Below are 19,077 nucleotides of genomic sequence, written 5' to 3'. Positions count from 1 at the left end.
CTCTAGACCCAGTAGGGCACGCGTGCCCGGTACTTGCGGAGTGCCAGGAGCGCGACGGCCCAGCCGACAACGGTGAGGGCGATGACGATGTACCAGTGGTATGCCTGCTGATCGGCTCCGATAAGTGGTGCTCGGATGATCTCGAGGTAGTGGTACAGCGGGTTGAGTTCGGCAAGCTTCACTCGGTCTGCGGCTTGCCCGCCCTGATCTTTGAGAGCCTGCGTCGTCCACATGATGGGGGTCAGCACGAACAGCAGCAGGGTGAGGCTGCCGAGGATGGGTGCGATGTCGCGGTACCGCGTGGAGAAGATGCCGAACACGATCGATACCCACAGTGTGTTCGCCACGATCAGCACGAATGCGGGTATTGCCGCGAGCGCCGTCCAGCTCATGTTCTGCCAGATGCTGAACGCGAACAGGAGGACTATGTAGATCGCGAAGTTGTGCGCAAAGAACAGCACTTGACGCCACACCAGGCGATACACGTGCACGCTCAGCGCCGACGGCAGCTGCTTGATCAGGCCCTCGTTGGAAATGAAGACTTCGGAGCCCTCGAGGATGCTGGCGCTGATCAGGTTCCAGACGATCAACCCGACCGTGACGTACGGCAGGAACTCCTTGAGCGGGATGTTCAGCAGAGCGGAGTACAGGAGGCCCATCGCCGCGGCCTGGACACCGGTGGCGATGGTGATCCAGAAGGGGCCGATCACTGACCGGCGGTACCGCTGCTTGATGTCCTGCCAACCGAGGCTCAGCCACAACTCGCGCTGCCGTAGTCCATCGCGCAGGTCTTTGAAAGCGCGATGGAAGGTCTGGGAGTCGGACACGGGCACAGGTTGCTCCGACGTCTCGGATTCGGTTGCGGATGCTGACACGGAGGTCGAGCCTACCGGCCCCGGTGCAGTGCGAACTTTTCCTCGGGTGTTGTGGTGGCCGGAGTTACAGATATTGGCCGGTGCCGGGGGACTGTTGGTCGGGGTGCCCGGGGTTCCCCGGTGTGTGCGGGACGCCGATGCTCATGCCCGGAGGTAGTGCACCTTGACGCATTTGTTCGAGCTGGGCACGTGCCGCCATCTGCTGGGCGAACAGTGCTGTCTGAATGCCGTGGAAGAGGCCTTCCAGCCATCCGACCAGCTGTGCCTGTGCGATCCGCAGTTCTGCGTCGGTCGGAACGGAGTCGTCGGTGAAGGGCAGTGTCAACCGTTCGAGTTCTTCGCGGAGTTCCGGTGCGAGGCCCTGCTCGAGTTCGCGGATCGAGGATCGGTGGATTTCCTTGAGCCGTACTCGGCTGGCGTCGTCGAGCGGTGCGGCGCGCACTTCCTCGAGGAGCTGTTTGATCATCGTGCCGATTCGCATGACCTTGGCCGGCTGCTCGACCATGTCGGCGATCGATTCGCCTTCGGGCTCCCTGGCGTCTTGCCGATCGGTGTTCGTCTCCGCGCCGTTTGTCTCCGCGCCGTCGGGGCCGATGACCAGTATCCGTTCTTCCTCTGGCTTGTTCATAGCTCCATCTTGTCGTGTCAGGGCGGCAAACTGCACTTAACCCCGAAAAGGTAACCGAAAAGTAACTGTACTGACGGGTATTTCGGTGTCTGCCTTCGACTACAGAGCCGCATGCCCCTAGAGTGTCGAGCATGGCTTACGACGTTGCCCGCGTTCGGGGATTGATTCCCTCACTCGGTGACGGCTGGATCCACCTCGACCCGCAGGCGGGTATGCAGATTCCCGACGCAGTCTCTCGGACAGTGTCCACCGCATTCCGGGCAGCCGCGTCGTCGTCGTCCGGTCGGCACGTCTCGAACCGTCGTAGCGCGGCAATCCTGGACAGTGCTCGTTCCGCCGTTGCAGATCTCGTCGGAGGTGATCCGGCGGGTGTTGTCCTGGGCTCGGACCGGGCGGTCCTGCTGGCCTGGCTGGCGGAGTCTCTGAGTTCGCGACTGGGCCTCGGTACCGGCCTGGTGCTCTCCCGGCTCGACGAAGAAGCAAATGTGGCGCCCTGGCTGCGCGTCGCCGGTCGGTACGGCGCACAGGTGCGTTGGGCGGAAGTTGAAATCGAGACGTGCGAACTACCTAGTTGGCAGTTCAACGAGCTTATTACCTCCACGACGCGACTTGTAGCTTTGACTGCGGCTTCGCCGATCGTGGGTTCGGCGCCCAATGTGCGTGCTGCGGCGGATCGGCTGCACGAATTCGGCGGCCTCATGGTCGTCGACGCTGTTGGTGCTGCTCCCTACGCGCATTTGGATATGGCCGAACTCGGCGCCGACATCATCGCGGTCAGTGCGCCGTCCTGGGGTGGTCCGCAGGTTGGTGCCCTGGTGTTCCGCGATCCCGGCCTGCTCGACCGTATCCCCGCCGTCTCGCTCAACCCGTACGCGCGTGGTGCCGAACGTCTCGAAGTGGGTGGGCATCAGTTCGCGCTGCTGTCCGGGCTCACCGCGTCGATCGATTTCCTCGCAGGCCTCGATGAATCGGCCACTGGCAGTCGCCGCGAGCGCCTCGAAACGTCGATCAGTTCACTGCAGAACTATCAAGACGGCCTTTTCGAGCACCTGCTGCGGTCCCTGTCCGCGCTGTCGAATGTCATGGTCATCGGGCATGCCCCGACGCGGGTTCCGACGGTCAGCTTCACGCTCGACGGTACGGCTGCCGACAAGGTGGCAGCGCATCTCGCAGACAAGCGGATTGCGGTCATGAGCGGCACTCACGGCAATTCACGCCTCCTCGACGCGTTGGGTGTCAACGACGAGGGTGGCGCAGTCACGATCGGGTTGGCGCCGTATACGACGCGATACGAGATCAACCAACTTGTTGCCGAACTCGGCACGCTCGGCTGATCTCGTACCTGTTACGTCACTTCACGGTGAGGATGACCTTGCCTACCGTTTCGGGCGAATCCAGCAATTGGTGAGCTAACGGTGCTTCGGCGATCGGAAGCTCAATGGAAACGACCGGTTGGATGGAACCGTCGGCGATCAACGGCCACAGTTTGGCTCGAACGTCGGCCACGATTTCGGCTTTTCCGCCTGGCCCCGTTATCGGACGCCCACGTAGGCCCGTCGCGGTGATGCTTCCGCGTTTCCCCAACAACTTGCCGATGTCGACTTCGCCCTTGCGTCCGCCCTGCATCCCGATGACGACGATGTGCCCGTCCGCCGCGAGGGCGTCCACGTTCCGGCCCAGGTACGACGCTCCCATGTTGTCGAGGATGATGTCCGCGCCGTGTCCGTCGGTGGCTTCGGCGAGAGCGGCGACAAAGTCCTGTTCGCGGTAGTTGATCGTGATGTCCGCGCCCAGCTCACGGCAGCGCGCCAGTTTTTCCTCCGAGCCGGCGGTCACGGCAACTCGCGCACCGAGAGCTTTGCCGACCTGGATGGCGTGAGTTCCGATTCCGCCGCCGCCCCCGTGGATCAGCAGAGTGTGTCCGCGGCGCAGTCCGGCGCGCATGACCACGTTGGACCAGACCGTGCAGGCGACTTCCGGCAAGGAAGCAGCGACTCGCAGATCCACTCCCTCGGGTACCGGAAGGAGTTGTGTCGCAGGTACTGCGACCTTCTCGGCATATCCGCCACCGGCAAGCAGTGCGCACACTTCGTCGCCGACGGCCCATCCGGTGACACCTTCGCCGAGCTGGCTGACGACGCCGGAGCATTCGAGTCCGAGGACGTCACTCGTGCCGGGTGGCGGCGGGTAGAAACCTTGGCGTTGCAGGAGGTCGGCTCGGTTGACGGCGGTCGCGGCGACGTCAACCAGGACATGCCCGCGAGGCACTTCCGGATCGGGCTGCTGCGCCCAGGTCATGACCTCGGGGCCGCCTGGCTGGTCGATAGTGATGGCGTACATGGATACGACGCTAGCGAATCGCCCCGCAATAGGAGGGTTTGGCGCTACCGTCGCTGTCGTGACTTACTTCGGGAACATGCAGAACGAGATCTACCTGAGCGGCCTGGGCGGCACCGTCCCGTCGCTGCCCATGACAGCGGCTGGGCTGGAAGCTGCCGCGCGTGAGCAACTCTCACCCGAAGCCTTCGGATATATCGCGGGCAGCGCTTCGACCGAACGCACCGCAGCATCGAACCTCCGGGCGTTCGAGAAGCACGCGATAGTGCCACGCATGTTTCGAGGTACCGCTGCGCCCGATGCCCGTGATCTGAGCGTCGAGGTGCTCGGTACGCGTTTGGCTGCGCCGATTTTGACCGCGCCGGTCGGAGTGCTCGGCTTGGTACACGACGACGCAGAGGTTGCGGTCGGTTCGGTCACGTCGGAATTGGGTATCGGCTCGGTTTTGTCGACTGCGGCCTCGTCGACCATCGAAGATGTCGGCGCGGTGTCGGGAGATAACTGGTGGTACCAGTTGTACTGGCCGGCGGACGACGAGCTTGCCGAATCGCTTGTCCGCCGTGCTGACATCGCGGGAGCGAAGGCCATCGTGGTGACGGCCGATACGCCCGGCATGGGTTGGCGTCCAAGGGATCTGGAACTGGGGCACTTGCCGTTCCTGCGGGCGAAAGGCATCGCGAACTATCTGTCCGATCCGGTCTTCCGTGCAAAGTTGGCGACACCGCCCGAGGAAAGTGCGGAGGCACTGCAGATTGCGGTTCTGACGTGGGTGTCGCTGTTCGGCAATCACGCCGTTCGGATGGCAGATATTGCGAAACTTCGCCAGTGGACGTCACTTCCGATCGCGGTCAAGGGAATTGTCCATCCCGACGACGCTCGCGCCGCGGTTGCGGCCGGTGCCGACGGAATCATCGTGAGCAACCACGGTGGTCGTCAGGTGGACGGGGCGATATCCGCGTTGGACGCGTTGGGGCCCATAGCGTCGGCCGTCGGACACGAAGCTGACATCCTGATGGATTCGGGTATTCGTTGTGGTGCGGACGTGATCATCGCGCTGGCGCTCGGAGCAAAGGCGGTTTTGTACGGGCGGCCGTGGGTATACGCCTTGGGATTGGCCGGAGCGGACGGCGTCCGCCATGCTTTGCGGAGCCTGCTCGCCGATTTCGATCTCACGATGGGACTGGCTGGGGTGTCGTCGGTGGGGGAAATCGACAGGTCCCTATTGGTGGCCACTTCCGGACATTAGCGCCCTTGGCCGCTTCAGGACTTCAGGCCTGTGAAGAAGACTGAATGTGGCGTATGCAGGTCTAAACTGGGGAGCCGTGACAACTGACACTACAACCGACGAGGCACCCGTACTCCGGGAGCCGTCCAGCGTACCGGCGGAAACGTCGCCTTCGCAGCAGGAAATGCTGCCTTCGCAGCAGGAAATGCTGCCCGCGCAGCAAGAGACTCCGTGGCTGACGCCTGCCGAGATGCGTGCCTGGCGCGGCTACATGGACGGCAATCAGCGGCTCATGGAGGTCTTGAACCGGGAGCTGCAGGATTCGCATGATCTCTCGTTGGCGGATTACCGCATCCTCGTGATGTTGTCGGAAGCCCCGGACGGTTCAACTCGGATGAGTGACTTGGCAGACGGTGTCCTGTCCTCTCGTAGCCGCCTCACGCACCAGATCCGTCGCATGGAGTCTCAGGGCATAGTCGAGCGCACTACCTGCGCCGAGGACGGGCGTGGCGTGCTCGCGCAGATCACCGACGAGGGCCGACGACGCCTCGCTGCTGCCGCACCCACCCACGTCGCCGGCGTGCGCAAAAATCTCGTGGATTTGTTGACGCCCAATGAACTGGAAGTGCTGGCAGACGTCTTCTCGAAGGTTGACGCGGCCATCGGCGATCGCTGAGTAACGGGGAGCCGTTTTCACAGTTCGCGAGTGCACCGGATAGTATCGCCCACGGAAGCGTGGCAGAGCGGCCGAATGCACTCGCCTTGAAAGCGAGCGTGGCGTTAAACCCACCGGGGGTTCAAATCCCTCCGCTTCCGCCAACAGTCCCTCACCTGCTTGCGCAGGTGGGGGACTTTTTTGTCGCCAGCTGCAGAGACACGGTTCAATCTATTTGTTGCAGTACGCAACCTTGCGGGGGTATTCAAGAATGAATCGCGGATTTTGTGGATGCTCAACTGAACAGTTAGGCCACTAATTCGCGTAATTACCTGACCATTCGGATAGGTATTGACGTGGTCTTGGGCAACTTTTATTTCCACTTCGATGTTTTGCAATCGAAAGCATATTAGAGAAGCGCCGCGATGCGGTGTCGCGCCGTAACTGTGCTGACTGACTATTGTTATTGTTCGGTGACCGAAAGAATGAAATAAGTTCTGTCCGTTACTGTTTCGACTCCGAATTCAGGAACTCTCCCTAAGTTGGCAGAGGAGAGCAACCCCACCATTCGGTACGAAATGTGCAACCATGGCACCGGCGCCTTCGGTTGGACATTCGCTGTCGGTGTTAACCGCGCACCGTCGTTCGTACGCGTAACGAGAAAAATCGAGACCTATTACGGTCTTATTACTCGGAGGTGGTTTTACCGATGCTCGCCGAACCCGTTATAAATAGTGGTGACACGGCCTGGGTGCTCATTTCCGCAGGGCTTGTCCTCTTTATGGTTCCAGGTCTCGCGTTCTTCTACGCTGGATTGGTGCGCGGCAGTAACGCGCTGGTGATGTTGCAGCAGAACCTGGTTCCGCTCGGCTTGGTGTCCATCACCTGGGTTGTCTTCGGCTACAGCTTTGCGTTCAGCGGCGACTGGGGATCCGGCTTTCTCGGCGACTTGAAACTCTTCGGCTTGCAGGACATTCACACCGCCGCCGCGCCGGGATTCCACTTGATCGAGGGGGCTGTTGCAGTCCCGACCTTGGCGTTTGTCGCCTATCAGATGATGTTCGCGATCATCACGCCTGCTTTGATCACCGGTGCCACGGCAAACCGTCTCAAGCCGTTGGGGTGGGCTGTTCTCCTTGTTCTGTGGTCGATCGTCGTCTATCCCCCGATCGCCCACTGGCTCTTCAATCCTGAAGGCTGGTTGGCGCTCCGTGGGGCGCAGGACTGGGCCGGCGGAATCGTCGTCCACGCGTCGGCGGGCGCCGCAGCACTCGCGATCTTGTTGGTTGTCGGTAAACGCCCGGGCTGGCCGAACGCGGAAGCCGTTCCTCACTCCGTTCCGTTGGCTCTGGTCGGCGCTGGCATCTTGTGGTTCGGCTGGTTCGGTTTCAACGCCGGCGACGGTCTGGCTGCGGATGGTGTTGCGGCGCAAGCCTTGATCAACACTCACATTGCCGCTGCCGGCGGCATGGTCGTCTGGCTGGTCATCGAGCGATACACCGAGGGTAAAGCCACGGCGATCGGTGGAATCACCGGCGCGGTCGGAGGTTTGGCGACCATCACACCCTGCGCGGGCTTCGTGAGTACGTTCTCCGCCTTGGCAATTGGTGTGCTTGCCGGATTGATCTGCCACTTCGGATTGGCGCTCAAGTCCATTTTCAAGTTCGACGACGCACTCGACGTCATCGCCGTCCACTTTGTCGGCGGCATCCTCGGATCGCTGCTTCTCGGTTTGTTTGCAGAGAAGGCGATCAACCCGATCGGCCGCGACGGACTTCTGTTCGGTGGCGGACTCGGTCTACTCGGTGAGCAGGCTTTGGCTCTGATCACCGTCATCGCCTTCTCGTTTGTCGTGACCTGGTTGATCGCCATGGGAATCGAGAAGACGATCGGGCTCAAGCTGGCTCCGAAAGACCAGGTGAATATCGACCGTCGTCAGCAAGGCATGGACGCATACCGCTACAACCCGGCGTTTGTCGAAGCAGGTGGAGCACCGCAATCGACCGGGTTCGACGGGGGAGTCGTAGCCGACGGAGAAAAGCTTGCTCCACATCCCGATGCGCCGAAGCATGAACTGATCACTGCGGTCCTCCAGACCATCGAGTCGGAGAAGTTGCGTGAGGCATTGCTGGCTGCGGGAGCGGAGTCGATCGTGGTTTCGGAAGCCCATGTGTCCGCGAGTGATTCGGATTCTCTCAAGTTCCGCGGCCAACGCAACGACGTCGTCTTCACCGACCGATTGCGGGTCGAAGTTCTTGTACCGTCCGACCGCGCCCAAGCCGTGCTCGACGCAATCAACCGGCACTCCCTCGGAAGGAGGAGCGGATTTGTGCAGCAAGCCGCGGAACCGTTGTCGGGGTCGAGCGCACCCGGTACCGGGACCTGACCAGCTTTCCAGCTGACCACACGGAAGTGAAGAGTATGAGCGAGAAGGAGTTGTCGGAATGCATCTGACACCGAGAGAACTCGACAAGCTGACCATCCTCATGTTGGCTGACGTGGCTCTGCGACGAAAAGCAAAGGGGCTCAAGCTTAATCACCCGGAGTCGGTAGCTGTCATCACGGCGGCTGCATTGGAGGGTGCTCGCGAGGGGAAAACTCTCGAGGAAGTCATGGCGGACGCGTCGCACGCATTGACCGTCGACGACGTCATGGACGGTGTCGCGGACATGATTCCGCGCGTGCAGGTCGAGGCGGTCTTCCTCGACGGCAGCCGCCTCGTCACCGTGCATTCGCCCATCCAGTAGCCGTAACGAACTCAGGCTGAAAGACCAACTCAGGAGCACCCGAAGATGGCAACAAAATCATCGAAGAAGAATTCCGGCGACGAGAAGAAGGTTCCGGTCGGGGGATACGTCCTGCGGGATGAACCGATCGAGATCAACGAAGGTCGGCCGCGTCTGAAGCTGCGTGTGCGAAATACGGGTGACCGGCCCATTCAGGTGGGGTCGCACTATCACTTCATGGAGGTCAATCGAGCATTGTCCTTCGATCGCGAGAAGGCGTTCGGCTGGCGTCTGGACATCCCGGCCGGTACCGCCGTGCGCTTCGAACCGGGAGACGAGAAGGAAGTGACGTTGGTGCCGTTCGGCGGCAAGCAGCGCGCCCACGGATTCAACAGTTTGGTGGACGGTTGGGCTCCCACGCACGCCGCGTATCGCCCGCGCTTGCCCCGTGCCGTCGCTCTTGCAGATGAGCTCGGCTTCTTGTCCGAACCACAATCCGACTGAGCCTCGTTCACGGTGGCCGAAGGAGAGCAATACTCATGACAAGCATTTCACGGCAAGAGTATTCGGGCCTGTTCGGTGTCACGAAAGGTGACCAGATCAGGCTCGGCAACACGGACCTGTACATCGAGGTCGAGGAAGATCTTCGAACCATCGGTGATGAGTCGATCTACGGCGGCGGCAAGACTCTGCGCGACGGTATGGGCCAGGATCCGGCGTCGTGTAGTCGCGATGGCGCACTCGATCTGGTGATCACCAACGTCGTGATCCTCGACGCCACGATCGGCGTCGTCAAAGCCGATGTCGGTATCAAGGACGGCAAAATCGTCGGGTGGGGCAAGGCCGGCAACTCGAGCACGATGGACGGGGTGACGCCGGGACTCACGACGGGACCGGCAACGGATGCCATCTCCGGTGAGCAGCTGATTCTGACTGCCGCTGGTATTGATCCGCACGTCCACCTCGTTTCTCCTCAGCAGGCGTACCACGCGCTCAGTGGTGGTGTGACGACGCTGATCGGCGGCGGTATCGGGCCGTCGGACGGTACCAACGGCACCACCATCACCTCGGGTATCTGGAACATGGAGATGATGCTCAAGGCCAATGAGGGTCTTCCCGTCAACATCGCCATGTTGGGTAAGGGCAACTCGTCCGGCTATCCGTCTTTGATCGAGCAGATCAAGGCAGGTGCCGCGGGATTGAAGGTCCACGAGGACTGGGGCGCAACACCAGCCGCGATCCGGGCATCGCTGCGTGCGGCCGACGAGATGGACGTTCAGGTTGCCATACACACGGATACGTTGAACGAGGCCGGCTATGTCGAAGACACCATTGCAGCATTCGAGGGCCGCACCATTCACACCTATCACAGTGAGGGCGCCGGCGGCGGCCATGCACCGGATATCCTGAGGGTGACCGGTGAGGACAACGTTCTTCCAGCGTCGACCAACCCGACGTTGCCGTACGGCATCAACACGCAAGCCGAGTTGTTCGACATGATCATGGTTTGTCACAACCTCAATCCCAAAGTGCCGTCCGATGTTTCGTTTGCCGAGTCACGCGTTCGCGCGGAGACGATCGGTGCGGAGAACGTGCTGCAGGATATGGGGGTCATCTCGATGTTCTCGAGCGACTCGCAGGCAATGGGCCGTGTCGGGGAGAACTGGCTCCGGGCGATCCAGACAGCCGACTGCATGAAACGTGCCCGGGGAAAGCTGCCGGAGGACTCCAAGACGCACGACAACTTCCGGGTCCTACGGTACGTCGCGAAGACGACGATCAACCCGGCCCTGACATTCGGGTTGTCCCATGTCATTGGTTCCATCGCGCCGGGAAAAATGGCGGATCTTGTTCTCTGGGAACCCGCTTTCTTCGGTGCGAAGCCTAAAATGATCATCAAGAACGGAATGATCAGTTGGCACGCCATGGGAGATCCGAACGCATCGTTACCGACCCCGCAGCCGGTGATCTACCGGCCGATGTTCGGTGGGTTCGGTAAGGCCCTGCCCGAGAGTTCGGTGTCGTTTGTGTCCCAGGCCGCGTTGGATGACGGCATCAAGGATCGACTAGGACTCGAGCGTCAAGTTCTTGCCGTCGAGGGCACTCGCACCGTGACCAAACGCGACCTCGTGCGAAACTCTGCCACTCCGGAGATCAAGGTCGATCCGGAGACCTTCGCGGTGACGGCGGACGGCGTTCACGCCTACGTCGAACCGGCCGAATCCATTCGCCTGAACCAACTTTACTTCTTCAGTTAGGGGACTCCTGTGTCTGAAACAATCGCACACACTCACGGCGAGATGACGGCGCCGACAGGCAAGCCTGCTCGAGTCGACGCGCTGCTCGGGAAGGAGACTGACGAAGAGTGGGCCGGTCGACTCGAGAAGGCAGTAATCGACGTACTTTCACTCGATCAGTGGGAAGCGCAGAAGAGCCGGTTGCGACGCACGACTGTGGGCGGACGTGAGTTGGCGGTGTCACTCGACCGCGGTGTTCAGTTGCAGGACGGCGACATTCTGCTGTGGGACGAGCCGGAGAACACCGTCGTTGTCGCGCGGATCAACCTCAAGGACGTTCTCGAGATCGACCTCAGTGCATTGCTCGACGTGACACCGGAGAAGATGATCCAGACGTGTCTCGAGTTGGGTCACGCTGTGGGTAACCAGCATTGGCCGGCAGTGGTGAAGGGAATGAAGGTCTATGTTCCGCTGACGGTAGACAAGGCGGTCATGGGTTCGGTGATGCGCACCCATGCGTTCGAGGGCATCGAGTACACCTTCATTCCTGGCTCCGAGGTCATTCCCTACATTGCTCCGCACGAGGCACGCCGACTGTTCGGTGCGGCAGCGCGCGAGGGTGAGGGGCATACCCATGACCCCCTCGTGTGAAGGGTCGCAGCTGAGCATCAACCGTGCGATGCGGATGATGCAGTTTTCCGATTCGATGTTCCCGGTCGGTTCCTTCTCGTTCTCGAACGGGTTGGAATCGGCCGTGGCGCAAGGAATTGTCACCGATGCTCCGTCGTTGCGGGAATTTGTTCTCTCGGCCGCGCATCAGGGTGCGACATGCGATGGTATCGCCGTGCTGGCCGCCCACCGGGGGGCGTCGGGCGGTAATTTCTCGGCGATTCTGGCGGCGGATCATGCCGTGATCGAACGCAAACTCAACGAAGAGTCCCGAACGATGACTACCCGGATGGGTAAGAAACTGGCGGAGCTCGGCGGCCGACTCGCCGGTGAGACGTTGTTCGGCAAGTGGCTATCGGCGATCGAGGCTGGAGAAACCCCCGGCACGTATCCGGCGGGTCTCGGAATTGCCTTCGCGGAGATGGGTTCTCCGGAGCATGATGCCTTTACCGTTCATCAGTACGGTGTGGCGATGACGTTGCTCGGTGCGGCGCTCCGTATCGTTCGGGTAGATCACCTTGCCACGCAGGAGATTCTGTTCGAGGTGAATCAATCCGCCGACGGCGAGTATGCGGCCGTTCGCGAGTACGGGCTTGATGACATGTCCAACTTTTCCCCGATGATCGACATTCTGGCAGCGGTTCACGTCAAGGCACATGTCCGAATGTTCATGAACTAGAAGGAGAATCATGAAGAAGACAACGCGCATCGGAATCGGCGGTCCTGTGGGTTCGGGCAAGACTGCCCTCATCGAGGCGATTACGCCGGAATTCGTGAAGCGGGGAACCAGTGTACTGATCATCACCAACGACGTGGTTACCACGGAGGATGCCAAGCATGTGCGCAAGGCACTCAAAGGTGTTCTCGTGGAAGAACGTATCGTGGGAGTGGAGACTGGTGCGTGTCCCCATACCGCCGTTCGCGAGGACCCCAGTATGAACCTCGCGGCGGTCGAGGACATGGAACGCACGTTCCCGGACACGGATATCGTGTTCATCGAAAGTGGTGGTGACAACCTCACTCTGACGTTCAGTCCCGCTCTCGTCGACTATTTCATCTACGTCATCGATGTAGCTGCGGGAGATAAGATTCCGCGTAAGAACGGACCCGGGATCTCGCAGTCGGACATCCTGGTCATCAACAAGACGGATCTGGCACCGTACGTGAAGGCCGATCTGGGTGTCATGGATCGAGACTCGAAGGGAATGCGCGGTGACAAGCCGTTTGTCTTCACCAATTGCATGACCGGCGAGGGAATCAAGGAAGTGGTGGACCTCATCGTGCACGGTGTCCTCTTCGACGAAGAGGAAGTGGGAGCGAGCGCCAAGTGAGCGCTCCAGCTGCCTCGGGGGCCGCGCGGTCGCTCCCGGGGCCGATCCCGACCGTTCCGGAACTCGACCAGTACCAGGATCAGCCGAAGCAAGCCCCGGCCGGCAAGGTGGGCAAGACCGGGGTGCTCGAGATGCGTTTTGTCGATCGCGGCGACAAGACGATTCTCCGGGACATGTATCGGAAGACGCCTTTACTTGTTCAACAAGCGCTGTACTGGGACGAAGCGTTGCCGGCAATGCCGTGCGTCTACATGATCTCGACGTCCGGCAGTGTGCTGCAGGGTGATCGGCTGTTCCTGACCATCGACATGGAACCCGGATCCTTGGCGCACGTCACGACACAGTCGGCAACCAAGGTGCATCAAATGGATGCGAATCATGCGTCGCAGTTGCAGAAGGTGACCTTGGCTGAGAATTCGTATCTCGAACTGATGCCGGGTGTGACTATCCCGCACCGCAATGCGAGGTACTTCGCACGCACCGATGTCACGGTGGATCCGTCTGCAACGCTGCTATTTTCGGAAATTGTGATGCCCGGCCGTAAGTACCACAGGAGCGCCCAGTCCGATACGGAGCTGTTTGTCTACGACCTGTACTCCACCCTGATCAAGGCGCGGCGCCCGGACGGAGCGGATCTCTTCACCGAGAAACTGGTGATCGAACCGCAGCGTTTCCCGGTGCGATACAAGGGAATCACGGGGGAGTACGACGTCTTCGGCAACGTCATTCTGCTCACTCCGAAAGAGAATGCCGACGAGATACTGGAACAGGTTGTTCCGGGACCCGACGGGAAGGTCTTCTCGGGTGCGAGCCGACTACCGAACGATGCCGGGTTGATCTTCAAGGTCCTGGGTCCCGAGAGCGAACCGGTCAAAGCCAAGGTCCGTGATTTCTGGGCGCTCGTTCGAAAGTCGGTTCTGGATACCACTATTCCGCCCGTCCCGCTCTGGGGATGACGCGGTTCGCCGGGAGAAGAAGTGTGAGGGATGTGCGATGACCACCATCACCAAACCCTGGGACGATATCGCGGACAAGAACGTCGTGCTGCGATTCATCGACACCAACCTCAAGGGCTCCGGGCAGGTGATGTTTCAGGGCAATGCCCTGACCGGACTGCTGTTTCTCATCGGTATTTTCTGGGGTGCGATAGCCGCCGACACGATCACCGTGGCGATCGGCGCGGTAGTGGGTTTGGTGGTGTCCACGGTTACCGGGATGCTGCTGCATTCGGATGACGATTCGATGCGCATCGGTTTGTACGGATACAACGGAATCCTGGTCGGCGCAGCCTTTCCCACGTTCCTTGCCGGCGGCGTGATGCTGTGGATTTACCTGGTTGTCGGTGCTGCGGCGTCCACTATCGCATTTCTTGCGGTTGCCAACGTCTTCAAGACCTGGGGTGTGCCGGCGCTGACCTTTCCGTTCAACCTCGTCAACTGGTTCTTCCTTCTGGCCGCCTTCCAGTTCCTGCGGATCGAAACGTCGGACCTCAGTGCCGCACAGTTCCCGCAGCACATCGGGGATTCATCGGTTCACGCCGACATCACGTTCGGCTTCCTCTGGGACACACTGTTTCGCAACGTCTCCCAGATATTTCTGATCAACAACACCATCACCGGAATCATCTTCGTGGTCGCCTTGCTCGTTGCGTCCCGGTGGGCGGCGGTGTTCGCCCTCATCGGTTCCGCCGTAGCGATCGGTTCGGTACTTGCGCTCGGCGCAAACACCGTCGACATCGGTAACGGCCTCTACGGGCTCAGCTCGGTGTTGACGGCTATCGCCTTGGGGTCGGTGTTCTACAACCCGTCGTGGCGTGTGTTTGTCTACACGGTCTTCGGGGTGCTGGTGACGGTAGTCATTCACGGCACCCTGGTCTCGGCCTTCGCGCCGATCAGCCTGCCGGCGGGTACCGGTCCGTTCGTGTTTGCGACGTGGCTGTTCCTGCTACCGAAGAAGAAGTTCGTTCCCGTCCAGCACGACACCATCAAGGGCGGCGCCGCAGAGGGCAAGGACTCGATCGCGAAAGCAAACGGCTAGAGAACGGGAGATACTCTACGGTGATGGGGACATGACTGCCGTCGTCTGATCGCCCCACCGCCACTTCCCTTGAATAGAAAGCGTCTCTCATGACAGGCACCAGCACCCCTCGCATCCATCTCGGTCCCGTCGAGGATTCTCACCTTGCGGACGGGATTCGCCGAGCCGGTGGAGTGCTCGTTCCACTCGCCGAGGCCGAGGGCGTCGTCTGGGCGGATGGGCCGGACACGTTCCCGTCGTCGCTGCCCGACTCGGTTCGCTGGGTGCAGTTGCCGTTTGCCGGGATCGAGCCCTGGTTCGACGCCGGCGTCATCGACGACAAGCGGGTCTGGACGTCCGCTGCCGGCGCGTATGCGGGCAACGTGGCCGAGCACACGATGATGCTCCTCCTTGCTGGAGTGCGTTCTCTCCCCGAACAATTGGCGGCACAGTCGTGGCGTAAAGAAGAATTCGATCCGCGAGTGGGTACCCTGCAGGGCTCGACGGTGGCGATCGTCGGCTGCGGTGGAATCGGTCGCGCGTTGATCCCGTACCTCGCCGCATCCAAGGTCGAGGTTATCGCGATCACCCGCTCGGGGACCCCCGTCGAAGGAGCCGTCGAAACGCTCTCGGCCGATCGCACCGGTGAAATCTGGTCCAAGGCAGACCACTTCGTGATCGCTGCACCGTCGACGTCGGCGACCCGGCATCTGATCGGCAAGGCGGAACTGGACCAGATGTCGGAGTCGAGCTGGATCGTGAACATCGCCCGCGGAAATCTCGTCGACACGGATGCGCTGGTCGACGCCCTCGAAGCCGGATCGATCGGCGGTGCGGCACTGGACGTCACAGATCCCGAGCCGCTGCCGGACGGACACCGGTTGTGGAAGCTGCCCAACGCGATCATCACTCCGCACGTCGCCAACCCGGCTACGACGCTCACGCGCGTCCTGGCAGATCACGTGGCCGCCAACGTTGCTCGATTTGCTGCGGGTGAGGACCTCGCTGCCGTGATCGATCCGTCGGCGGGCTACTGACCTAGATCAGACCGACAGCACACGCAGATCCTCGAGACCGTCGACAACCGGGATCCGCCAGGCCGCAAGTTCTTCCGGTCCCTGCTCGTCCCAGAGCTCGAACAGTTCCGAGTCGGTCGACGCGATGGTGCGCTCCACCATCTCGATCAGCCACGTGAGCCGCTCGCTGGTCAAGGCGTCGGCAAAGGCGTCGAGATCAAGTTCCTCGACGGCAGGATCCCGTTTGCGATCGGCGCGCACAATGAGCACCAATTCGAGTAAGGCAACGGCGATCTGGCCGCCGTCCACCTCGAGGTAGTCGTCCTCGAACGCCCATTCCACGGACTCGAAGGTGAAATCACCGTGCCCGATGGATGCAATCAAATCCCCCGCACCGTCGTTCTCGAACGGTCCCGATCCCCACGCGCCCACTGTTGTGCTCTTCTCTGATGTGTCGACTCAGCGCGCTTCCAGCGCGATCTTCGCTCCGAATCCTAGAAGAACCGTGCCGGTCACACGTTCAAGTGCCTGCCGCACTTTCGGCTTCTCGAAGGTGCTACGGGCGCGGGAGAGAAGCACGACGTAGGCGCTGAGCCACGCGATGGAGATCGCTGCGTGGATGATCACCAGGAGTGCGAGTGACGGACCCGTCGGCCATCCCGCTGGAACCAGTTGCGGCAGCAGGCTGGTGTAGAAGACCGCGATTTTGGGGTTGAGAAGGTTGGTGGTGAAACCGGTTTTCCAGGTCCCGGCCTTCTGCGAACGCGGTGCGTCGACGCTGCGCAGTTGGGATGAACGGCTGCCCCACAGCGCTCGCGCCCCCAAATAGATCAGATAGGCAGCGCCGGCGAGTTTCACGGCGGTGTATGCCTCCGCGGAAGCGGCCAGCAACGCCGACAAGCCGAGCACGGTGAGCAAGCCCCATACGAGCAGTCCGCTGATGATGCCTACCGCTACCCGGAATCCGGACGATCGACCGCCGGTGAGCGCTGCCTGCGTCACGACGGCCATGTCCGGTCCGGGCACGAGTGTGAGGAGTGCCAGAACGGCGGCAGCGGCCAACAGGGCGGAGATCATGGACTCAGTATGGGGAGTTGCCTCCTTGTGAACAAATCATGTCGCGTTGGGTCGGAACTGCATGGACACGCCCGAAACGGCAACGGTTCGGCGAATCTGAGGACAAAGTTATCCACACTGTGTAGAACCCTGTTAGTCGAGGTAGGTGGAATAACCTTGATGTAATTCATGTAGTTGTGCACAGGTTATGCACAGTCGTGGGCTGGATGTGAATGAAGTTATCCACACCTGTGTGTGCATCGGTGGAGAACTTGCCAAGAGTGACGCATACCCGGCTTTTGATCGACTCAATCCTTCGGTCGAATCGGCAGCCACGACCGAACAGTCTGACACGGCGTTATGTGAGAAGGTGGCCACTTATGCGGACGTCAGTGGTACTCGGAGTGATTCTCTCGGTAAGTGCATTCGGCCTCGTCGGTGTCGCGCACTCCGATACAGCTGTCGCTCACGCCGAGACAGGGATAGCTCACATCGAGACAGAGATCGCTCATATCGCACGGATCGAGCAGTTGACGCCCACTCGCAGTGCAGTGTTTGTCGAGTCCGCGTCGATGCGCCGCGAAGTTCAGGTTCAGGTTCTGCACCCCGAGAGGGCGCCGGGCCCTCGCCCGACGTTTTATCTCCTCGACGGGGTCAGTGCCGGGTCGGAGTCGGGATACACCGAAAGTACGTGGACGCAGAACACCGACATCGAGGCGTTCTTTGCCGACAAGGACGTCAATGTGGTTCTACCGGTGGGAGGTACCGGCAGTTTTTATACCGACTGGCGCAGCGACGACCCGAACCTCGGTGTGAACAAATGGGAGTCGTTTCTGACGCGAGAGTTACCGCCCCTCATCGATGAGGCATTCGCCGGGAACGGCACCAATGTTGTCGGCGGCGTATCCATGGGCGCGCTGGCTGCGGGCAACCTGATCACTCGGAATCCGGACTTGTACACGGGATTGGCTTCGTACAGTGGGTGTCTCGACACCACGGCGCCGTACTCACAGGACTTCGTGCGCGCCACGGTTGCCAGCAAGAACGGCGACGCCACGAATATGTGGGGGCCGGCCGGGGATCCGGATTGGCGCAATCACAATCCGTCGGGCAATGCGGAGGCGTTGCGCGGCAAAACGATCTACAGCTCTGCGAGCACCGGATTGCCAGGAGCGCACAACACAGTCCTCACCATGGAAGGAGCGACGGCGATTGTCCGGGGTGGGCCGCTCGAAGCGCTCGTCCATTCGTGCACCCAGGCCTTCGAGAGCAGGCTCGAAGGCCTGGGCATCGCGGGAGTGTTTGCCTACCGGGACAGCGGAACCCATTCGTGGCCGTACTACCAAGACGCACTGCACGATTCCTGGCCGACGCTACAAACCGCGCTCGGCCGCTGAGGGTCTACGCGGCGAGAGCCAATTCCAGCAGTTTCATCGCATCGTCGCGAGTGTGCGCGGCAGCGATGAATCCGGCCTTGTGGCAGAACACAGACGAGTCGACACCGGTTTCGGCCGCCAGATCCGAACCGTTGAGGCCGCGCCACTGCTCCGGCAACAGCTTTCGTGAACCGAACTTCGAATCAGCCGGCTTGACGGTCTGAATCGACCAGCCGCCGTTGGTGTTCGGGAAGATCGTGAACAACAGCTCGGGCTGAGCCGACGCCGCCCGGCCGTGCGGAATGAAGCGTTCCAGGACGACAAATCGCGGATCCGACGCTTTGGCGTACGTGTCCGCGAACTCCTTCTCAGCCGCCGCGTCGCCGGCGTACTTGGCGCGCAAGCGAATCAGGATCTGTGTTGCGAGCGCAACCGCGAGTTCGAATTGTGTGTCGAACTCCTCGTCGGTGGACGAGATGGGATTGAACAGATCCAGAACTGCGGACAGGTCGAATGGCTTGGTGCCGAACTCGTTGAGGGTGTAGATCTCCTGACCGTTGTCGACGGCGTCGATGCCCTCGACCAGGCGGCCGTCGATGCGACGGCACACGGACTCGTCGCCGTTGCAGAACTTCAGGCCGTATTCCTGCCACAACAACCCGAAGGCCGAGTACAGGATGCCGTTGTTGCGTTCGCCCGCACCGCGCTGGTGGTGGTCGAAACGGCCGGCTGCCGGCTCGTAGCGTCCGCCGACGTCGAGCACGATGTCTGCGCTGTTCAGGACGTCCTCGTCACGGGTGCGGACGACGGTGGCGTCGGGGTACAGCTGCTTCAGGAGCGATACGCCGAAGACGTCGTCTGCGTGGAACTTGCCGTTATGGGTCGCGATGATCACCAGTCGAGACTAGGCAATCGGCTCGCTGATGCCTA

General features: G+C 61.1%; 20 protein-coding genes and 1 tRNA gene. 15 read left to right on the top strand and 6 right to left on the bottom strand.

The features are described from left to right. Positions 1 to 2: 2 nt before the first annotated feature. A complete protein-coding gene (locus tag FEZ60_RS20720) occupies positions 3 to 875 on the bottom strand; it encodes an ABC transporter permease (RefSeq protein WP_095887661.1) in 873 nt (290 codons plus the stop codon). Between the two features lie 64 nt (positions 876 to 939). After that, on the bottom strand, positions 940 to 1,503 hold the full coding sequence (locus FEZ60_RS20715) for a bacterial proteasome activator family protein (protein WP_033235131.1): 564 nt from the start codon (positions 1,501 to 1,503) through the stop codon (positions 940 to 942). A 131-nt stretch (positions 1,504 to 1,634) separates the two neighbouring features. Here FEZ60_RS20715 and FEZ60_RS20710 point away from each other — a divergent pair, with 131 nt between their 5' ends. Then, positions 1,635 to 2,837, top strand: coding sequence for a cysteine desulfurase-like protein (locus tag FEZ60_RS20710; RefSeq protein WP_033235130.1), 1,203 nt, complete (start codon positions 1,635 to 1,637; stop codon positions 2,835 to 2,837). Positions 2,838 to 2,853: 16 nt separating this feature from the next. On the opposite strand, the gene FEZ60_RS20705 is transcribed toward FEZ60_RS20710, so the two are convergent. Continuing rightward, the gene (locus FEZ60_RS20705) at positions 2,854 to 3,843 is read right to left on the bottom strand and encodes an NAD(P)H-quinone oxidoreductase (RefSeq protein WP_172936882.1); all 990 of its coding nucleotides are present in this window, start codon (positions 3,841 to 3,843) and stop codon (positions 2,854 to 2,856) included. On the opposite strand from FEZ60_RS20705, the gene FEZ60_RS20700 reads away from it, so the two are divergent. The 13 genes from FEZ60_RS20700 (at position 3,842) to FEZ60_RS20640 (ending at position 15,736) form a co-directional block, all read left to right on the top strand. Further along, complete coding sequence (locus FEZ60_RS20700) at positions 3,842 to 5,086, top strand: alpha-hydroxy-acid oxidizing protein (RefSeq protein ID WP_172936881.1); 1,245 nt, start codon at positions 3,842 to 3,844, stop codon at positions 5,084 to 5,086. The genes FEZ60_RS20705 and FEZ60_RS20700 overlap by 2 nt on opposite strands. A 184-nt stretch (positions 5,087 to 5,270) precedes the next feature. Beyond that, positions 5,271 to 5,741, top strand: a complete 471-nt coding sequence (locus FEZ60_RS20695; RefSeq protein WP_033235227.1) for a MarR family transcriptional regulator — start codon at positions 5,271 to 5,273, stop codon at positions 5,739 to 5,741. Between the two features lie 53 nt (positions 5,742 to 5,794). Next, positions 5,795 to 5,884: transfer RNA gene (locus FEZ60_RS20690), tRNA-Ser, on the top strand. Between the two features lie 545 nt (positions 5,885 to 6,429). Further along, complete coding sequence (locus FEZ60_RS20685) at positions 6,430 to 8,106, top strand: ammonium transporter (protein ID WP_202026366.1); 1,677 nt, start codon at positions 6,430 to 6,432, stop codon at positions 8,104 to 8,106. Positions 8,107 to 8,164: 58 nt separating this feature from the next. Continuing rightward, positions 8,165 to 8,467 carry an urease subunit gamma gene (locus tag FEZ60_RS20680; protein ID WP_033235127.1) on the top strand — a complete coding sequence of 101 codons (303 nt, stop codon included), beginning with the start codon at positions 8,165 to 8,167 and terminating at the stop codon, positions 8,465 to 8,467. A gap of 45 nt (positions 8,468 to 8,512) precedes the next feature. Further along, on the top strand, positions 8,513 to 8,950 hold the full coding sequence (locus FEZ60_RS20675; protein ID WP_033235126.1) for an urease subunit beta: 438 nt from the start codon (positions 8,513 to 8,515) through the stop codon (positions 8,948 to 8,950). 35 nt (positions 8,951 to 8,985) lie between these two features. Then, positions 8,986 to 10,704, top strand: a complete 1,719-nt coding sequence (locus tag FEZ60_RS20670) for an urease subunit alpha (protein ID WP_033235125.1) — start codon at positions 8,986 to 8,988, stop codon at positions 10,702 to 10,704. A gap of 9 nt (positions 10,705 to 10,713) precedes the next feature. After that, on the top strand, positions 10,714 to 11,334 hold the full coding sequence (gene ureE, locus FEZ60_RS20665) for an urease accessory protein UreE (protein WP_230590192.1): 621 nt from the start codon (positions 10,714 to 10,716) through the stop codon (positions 11,332 to 11,334). Further along, the gene (locus tag FEZ60_RS20660) at positions 11,318 to 12,031 is read left to right on the top strand and encodes an urease accessory protein UreF (protein WP_172936879.1); all 714 of its coding nucleotides are present in this window, start codon (positions 11,318 to 11,320) and stop codon (positions 12,029 to 12,031) included. Before ureE ends, FEZ60_RS20660 begins: the two co-directional genes overlap by 17 nt. Before the next feature lie 10 nt (positions 12,032 to 12,041). Then, positions 12,042 to 12,683, top strand: a complete 642-nt coding sequence (ureG, locus tag FEZ60_RS20655; protein WP_033235122.1) for an urease accessory protein UreG — start codon at positions 12,042 to 12,044, stop codon at positions 12,681 to 12,683. Further along, complete coding sequence (locus tag FEZ60_RS20650; protein ID WP_045066392.1) at positions 12,680 to 13,639, top strand: urease accessory protein UreD; 960 nt, start codon at positions 12,680 to 12,682, stop codon at positions 13,637 to 13,639. The genes ureG and FEZ60_RS20650 overlap by 4 nt, the downstream gene beginning before the upstream one ends. A 37-nt stretch (positions 13,640 to 13,676) precedes the next feature. Beyond that, complete coding sequence (gene yut / locus FEZ60_RS20645) at positions 13,677 to 14,720, top strand: urea transporter (RefSeq protein ID WP_033235121.1); 1,044 nt, start codon at positions 13,677 to 13,679, stop codon at positions 14,718 to 14,720. A gap of 89 nt (positions 14,721 to 14,809) precedes the next feature. Continuing rightward, a complete protein-coding gene (locus FEZ60_RS20640) occupies positions 14,810 to 15,736 on the top strand; it encodes a D-isomer specific 2-hydroxyacid dehydrogenase family protein (protein ID WP_172936878.1) in 927 nt (308 codons plus the stop codon). A 6-nt stretch (positions 15,737 to 15,742) separates the two neighbouring features. On the opposite strand, the gene FEZ60_RS20635 is transcribed toward FEZ60_RS20640, so the two are convergent. Together FEZ60_RS20635 and FEZ60_RS20630 are read right to left on the bottom strand one after the other, a co-directional pair. Further along, a complete protein-coding gene (locus FEZ60_RS20635) occupies positions 15,743 to 16,147 on the bottom strand; it encodes a DUF4259 domain-containing protein (protein ID WP_033235119.1) in 405 nt (134 codons plus the stop codon). Between the two features lie 27 nt (positions 16,148 to 16,174). After that, the gene (locus FEZ60_RS20630; protein WP_033235118.1) at positions 16,175 to 16,792 is read right to left on the bottom strand and encodes a LysE family translocator; all 618 of its coding nucleotides are present in this window, start codon (positions 16,790 to 16,792) and stop codon (positions 16,175 to 16,177) included. A 359-nt stretch (positions 16,793 to 17,151) separates the two neighbouring features. Between FEZ60_RS20630 and FEZ60_RS20625 the strand changes: the two genes are divergently transcribed. Next, positions 17,152 to 18,168 (top strand): alpha/beta hydrolase family protein, encoded by a 1,017-nt coding sequence (locus tag FEZ60_RS20625; protein WP_172936877.1) that lies wholly within the window; start codon positions 17,152 to 17,154, stop codon positions 18,166 to 18,168. A 4-nt stretch (positions 18,169 to 18,172) separates the two neighbouring features. Here FEZ60_RS20625 and FEZ60_RS20620 read toward each other — a convergent pair whose 3' ends face one another. Continuing rightward, positions 18,173 to 19,042, bottom strand: a complete 870-nt coding sequence (locus FEZ60_RS20620) for an MYG1 family protein (RefSeq protein ID WP_045066402.1) — start codon at positions 19,040 to 19,042, stop codon at positions 18,173 to 18,175. Positions 19,043 to 19,077 lie beyond the last annotated feature (35 nt).

Source organism: Rhodococcus sp. MS16, assembly GCF_013277795.1.
Taxonomy (GTDB): Bacteria; Actinomycetota; Actinomycetes; order Mycobacteriales; family Mycobacteriaceae; genus Rhodococcus_F; species Rhodococcus_F globerula.
Note: the sequence above shows the minus strand (reverse complement) of the source record. Positions and strands in the feature narration are given on the sequence as shown.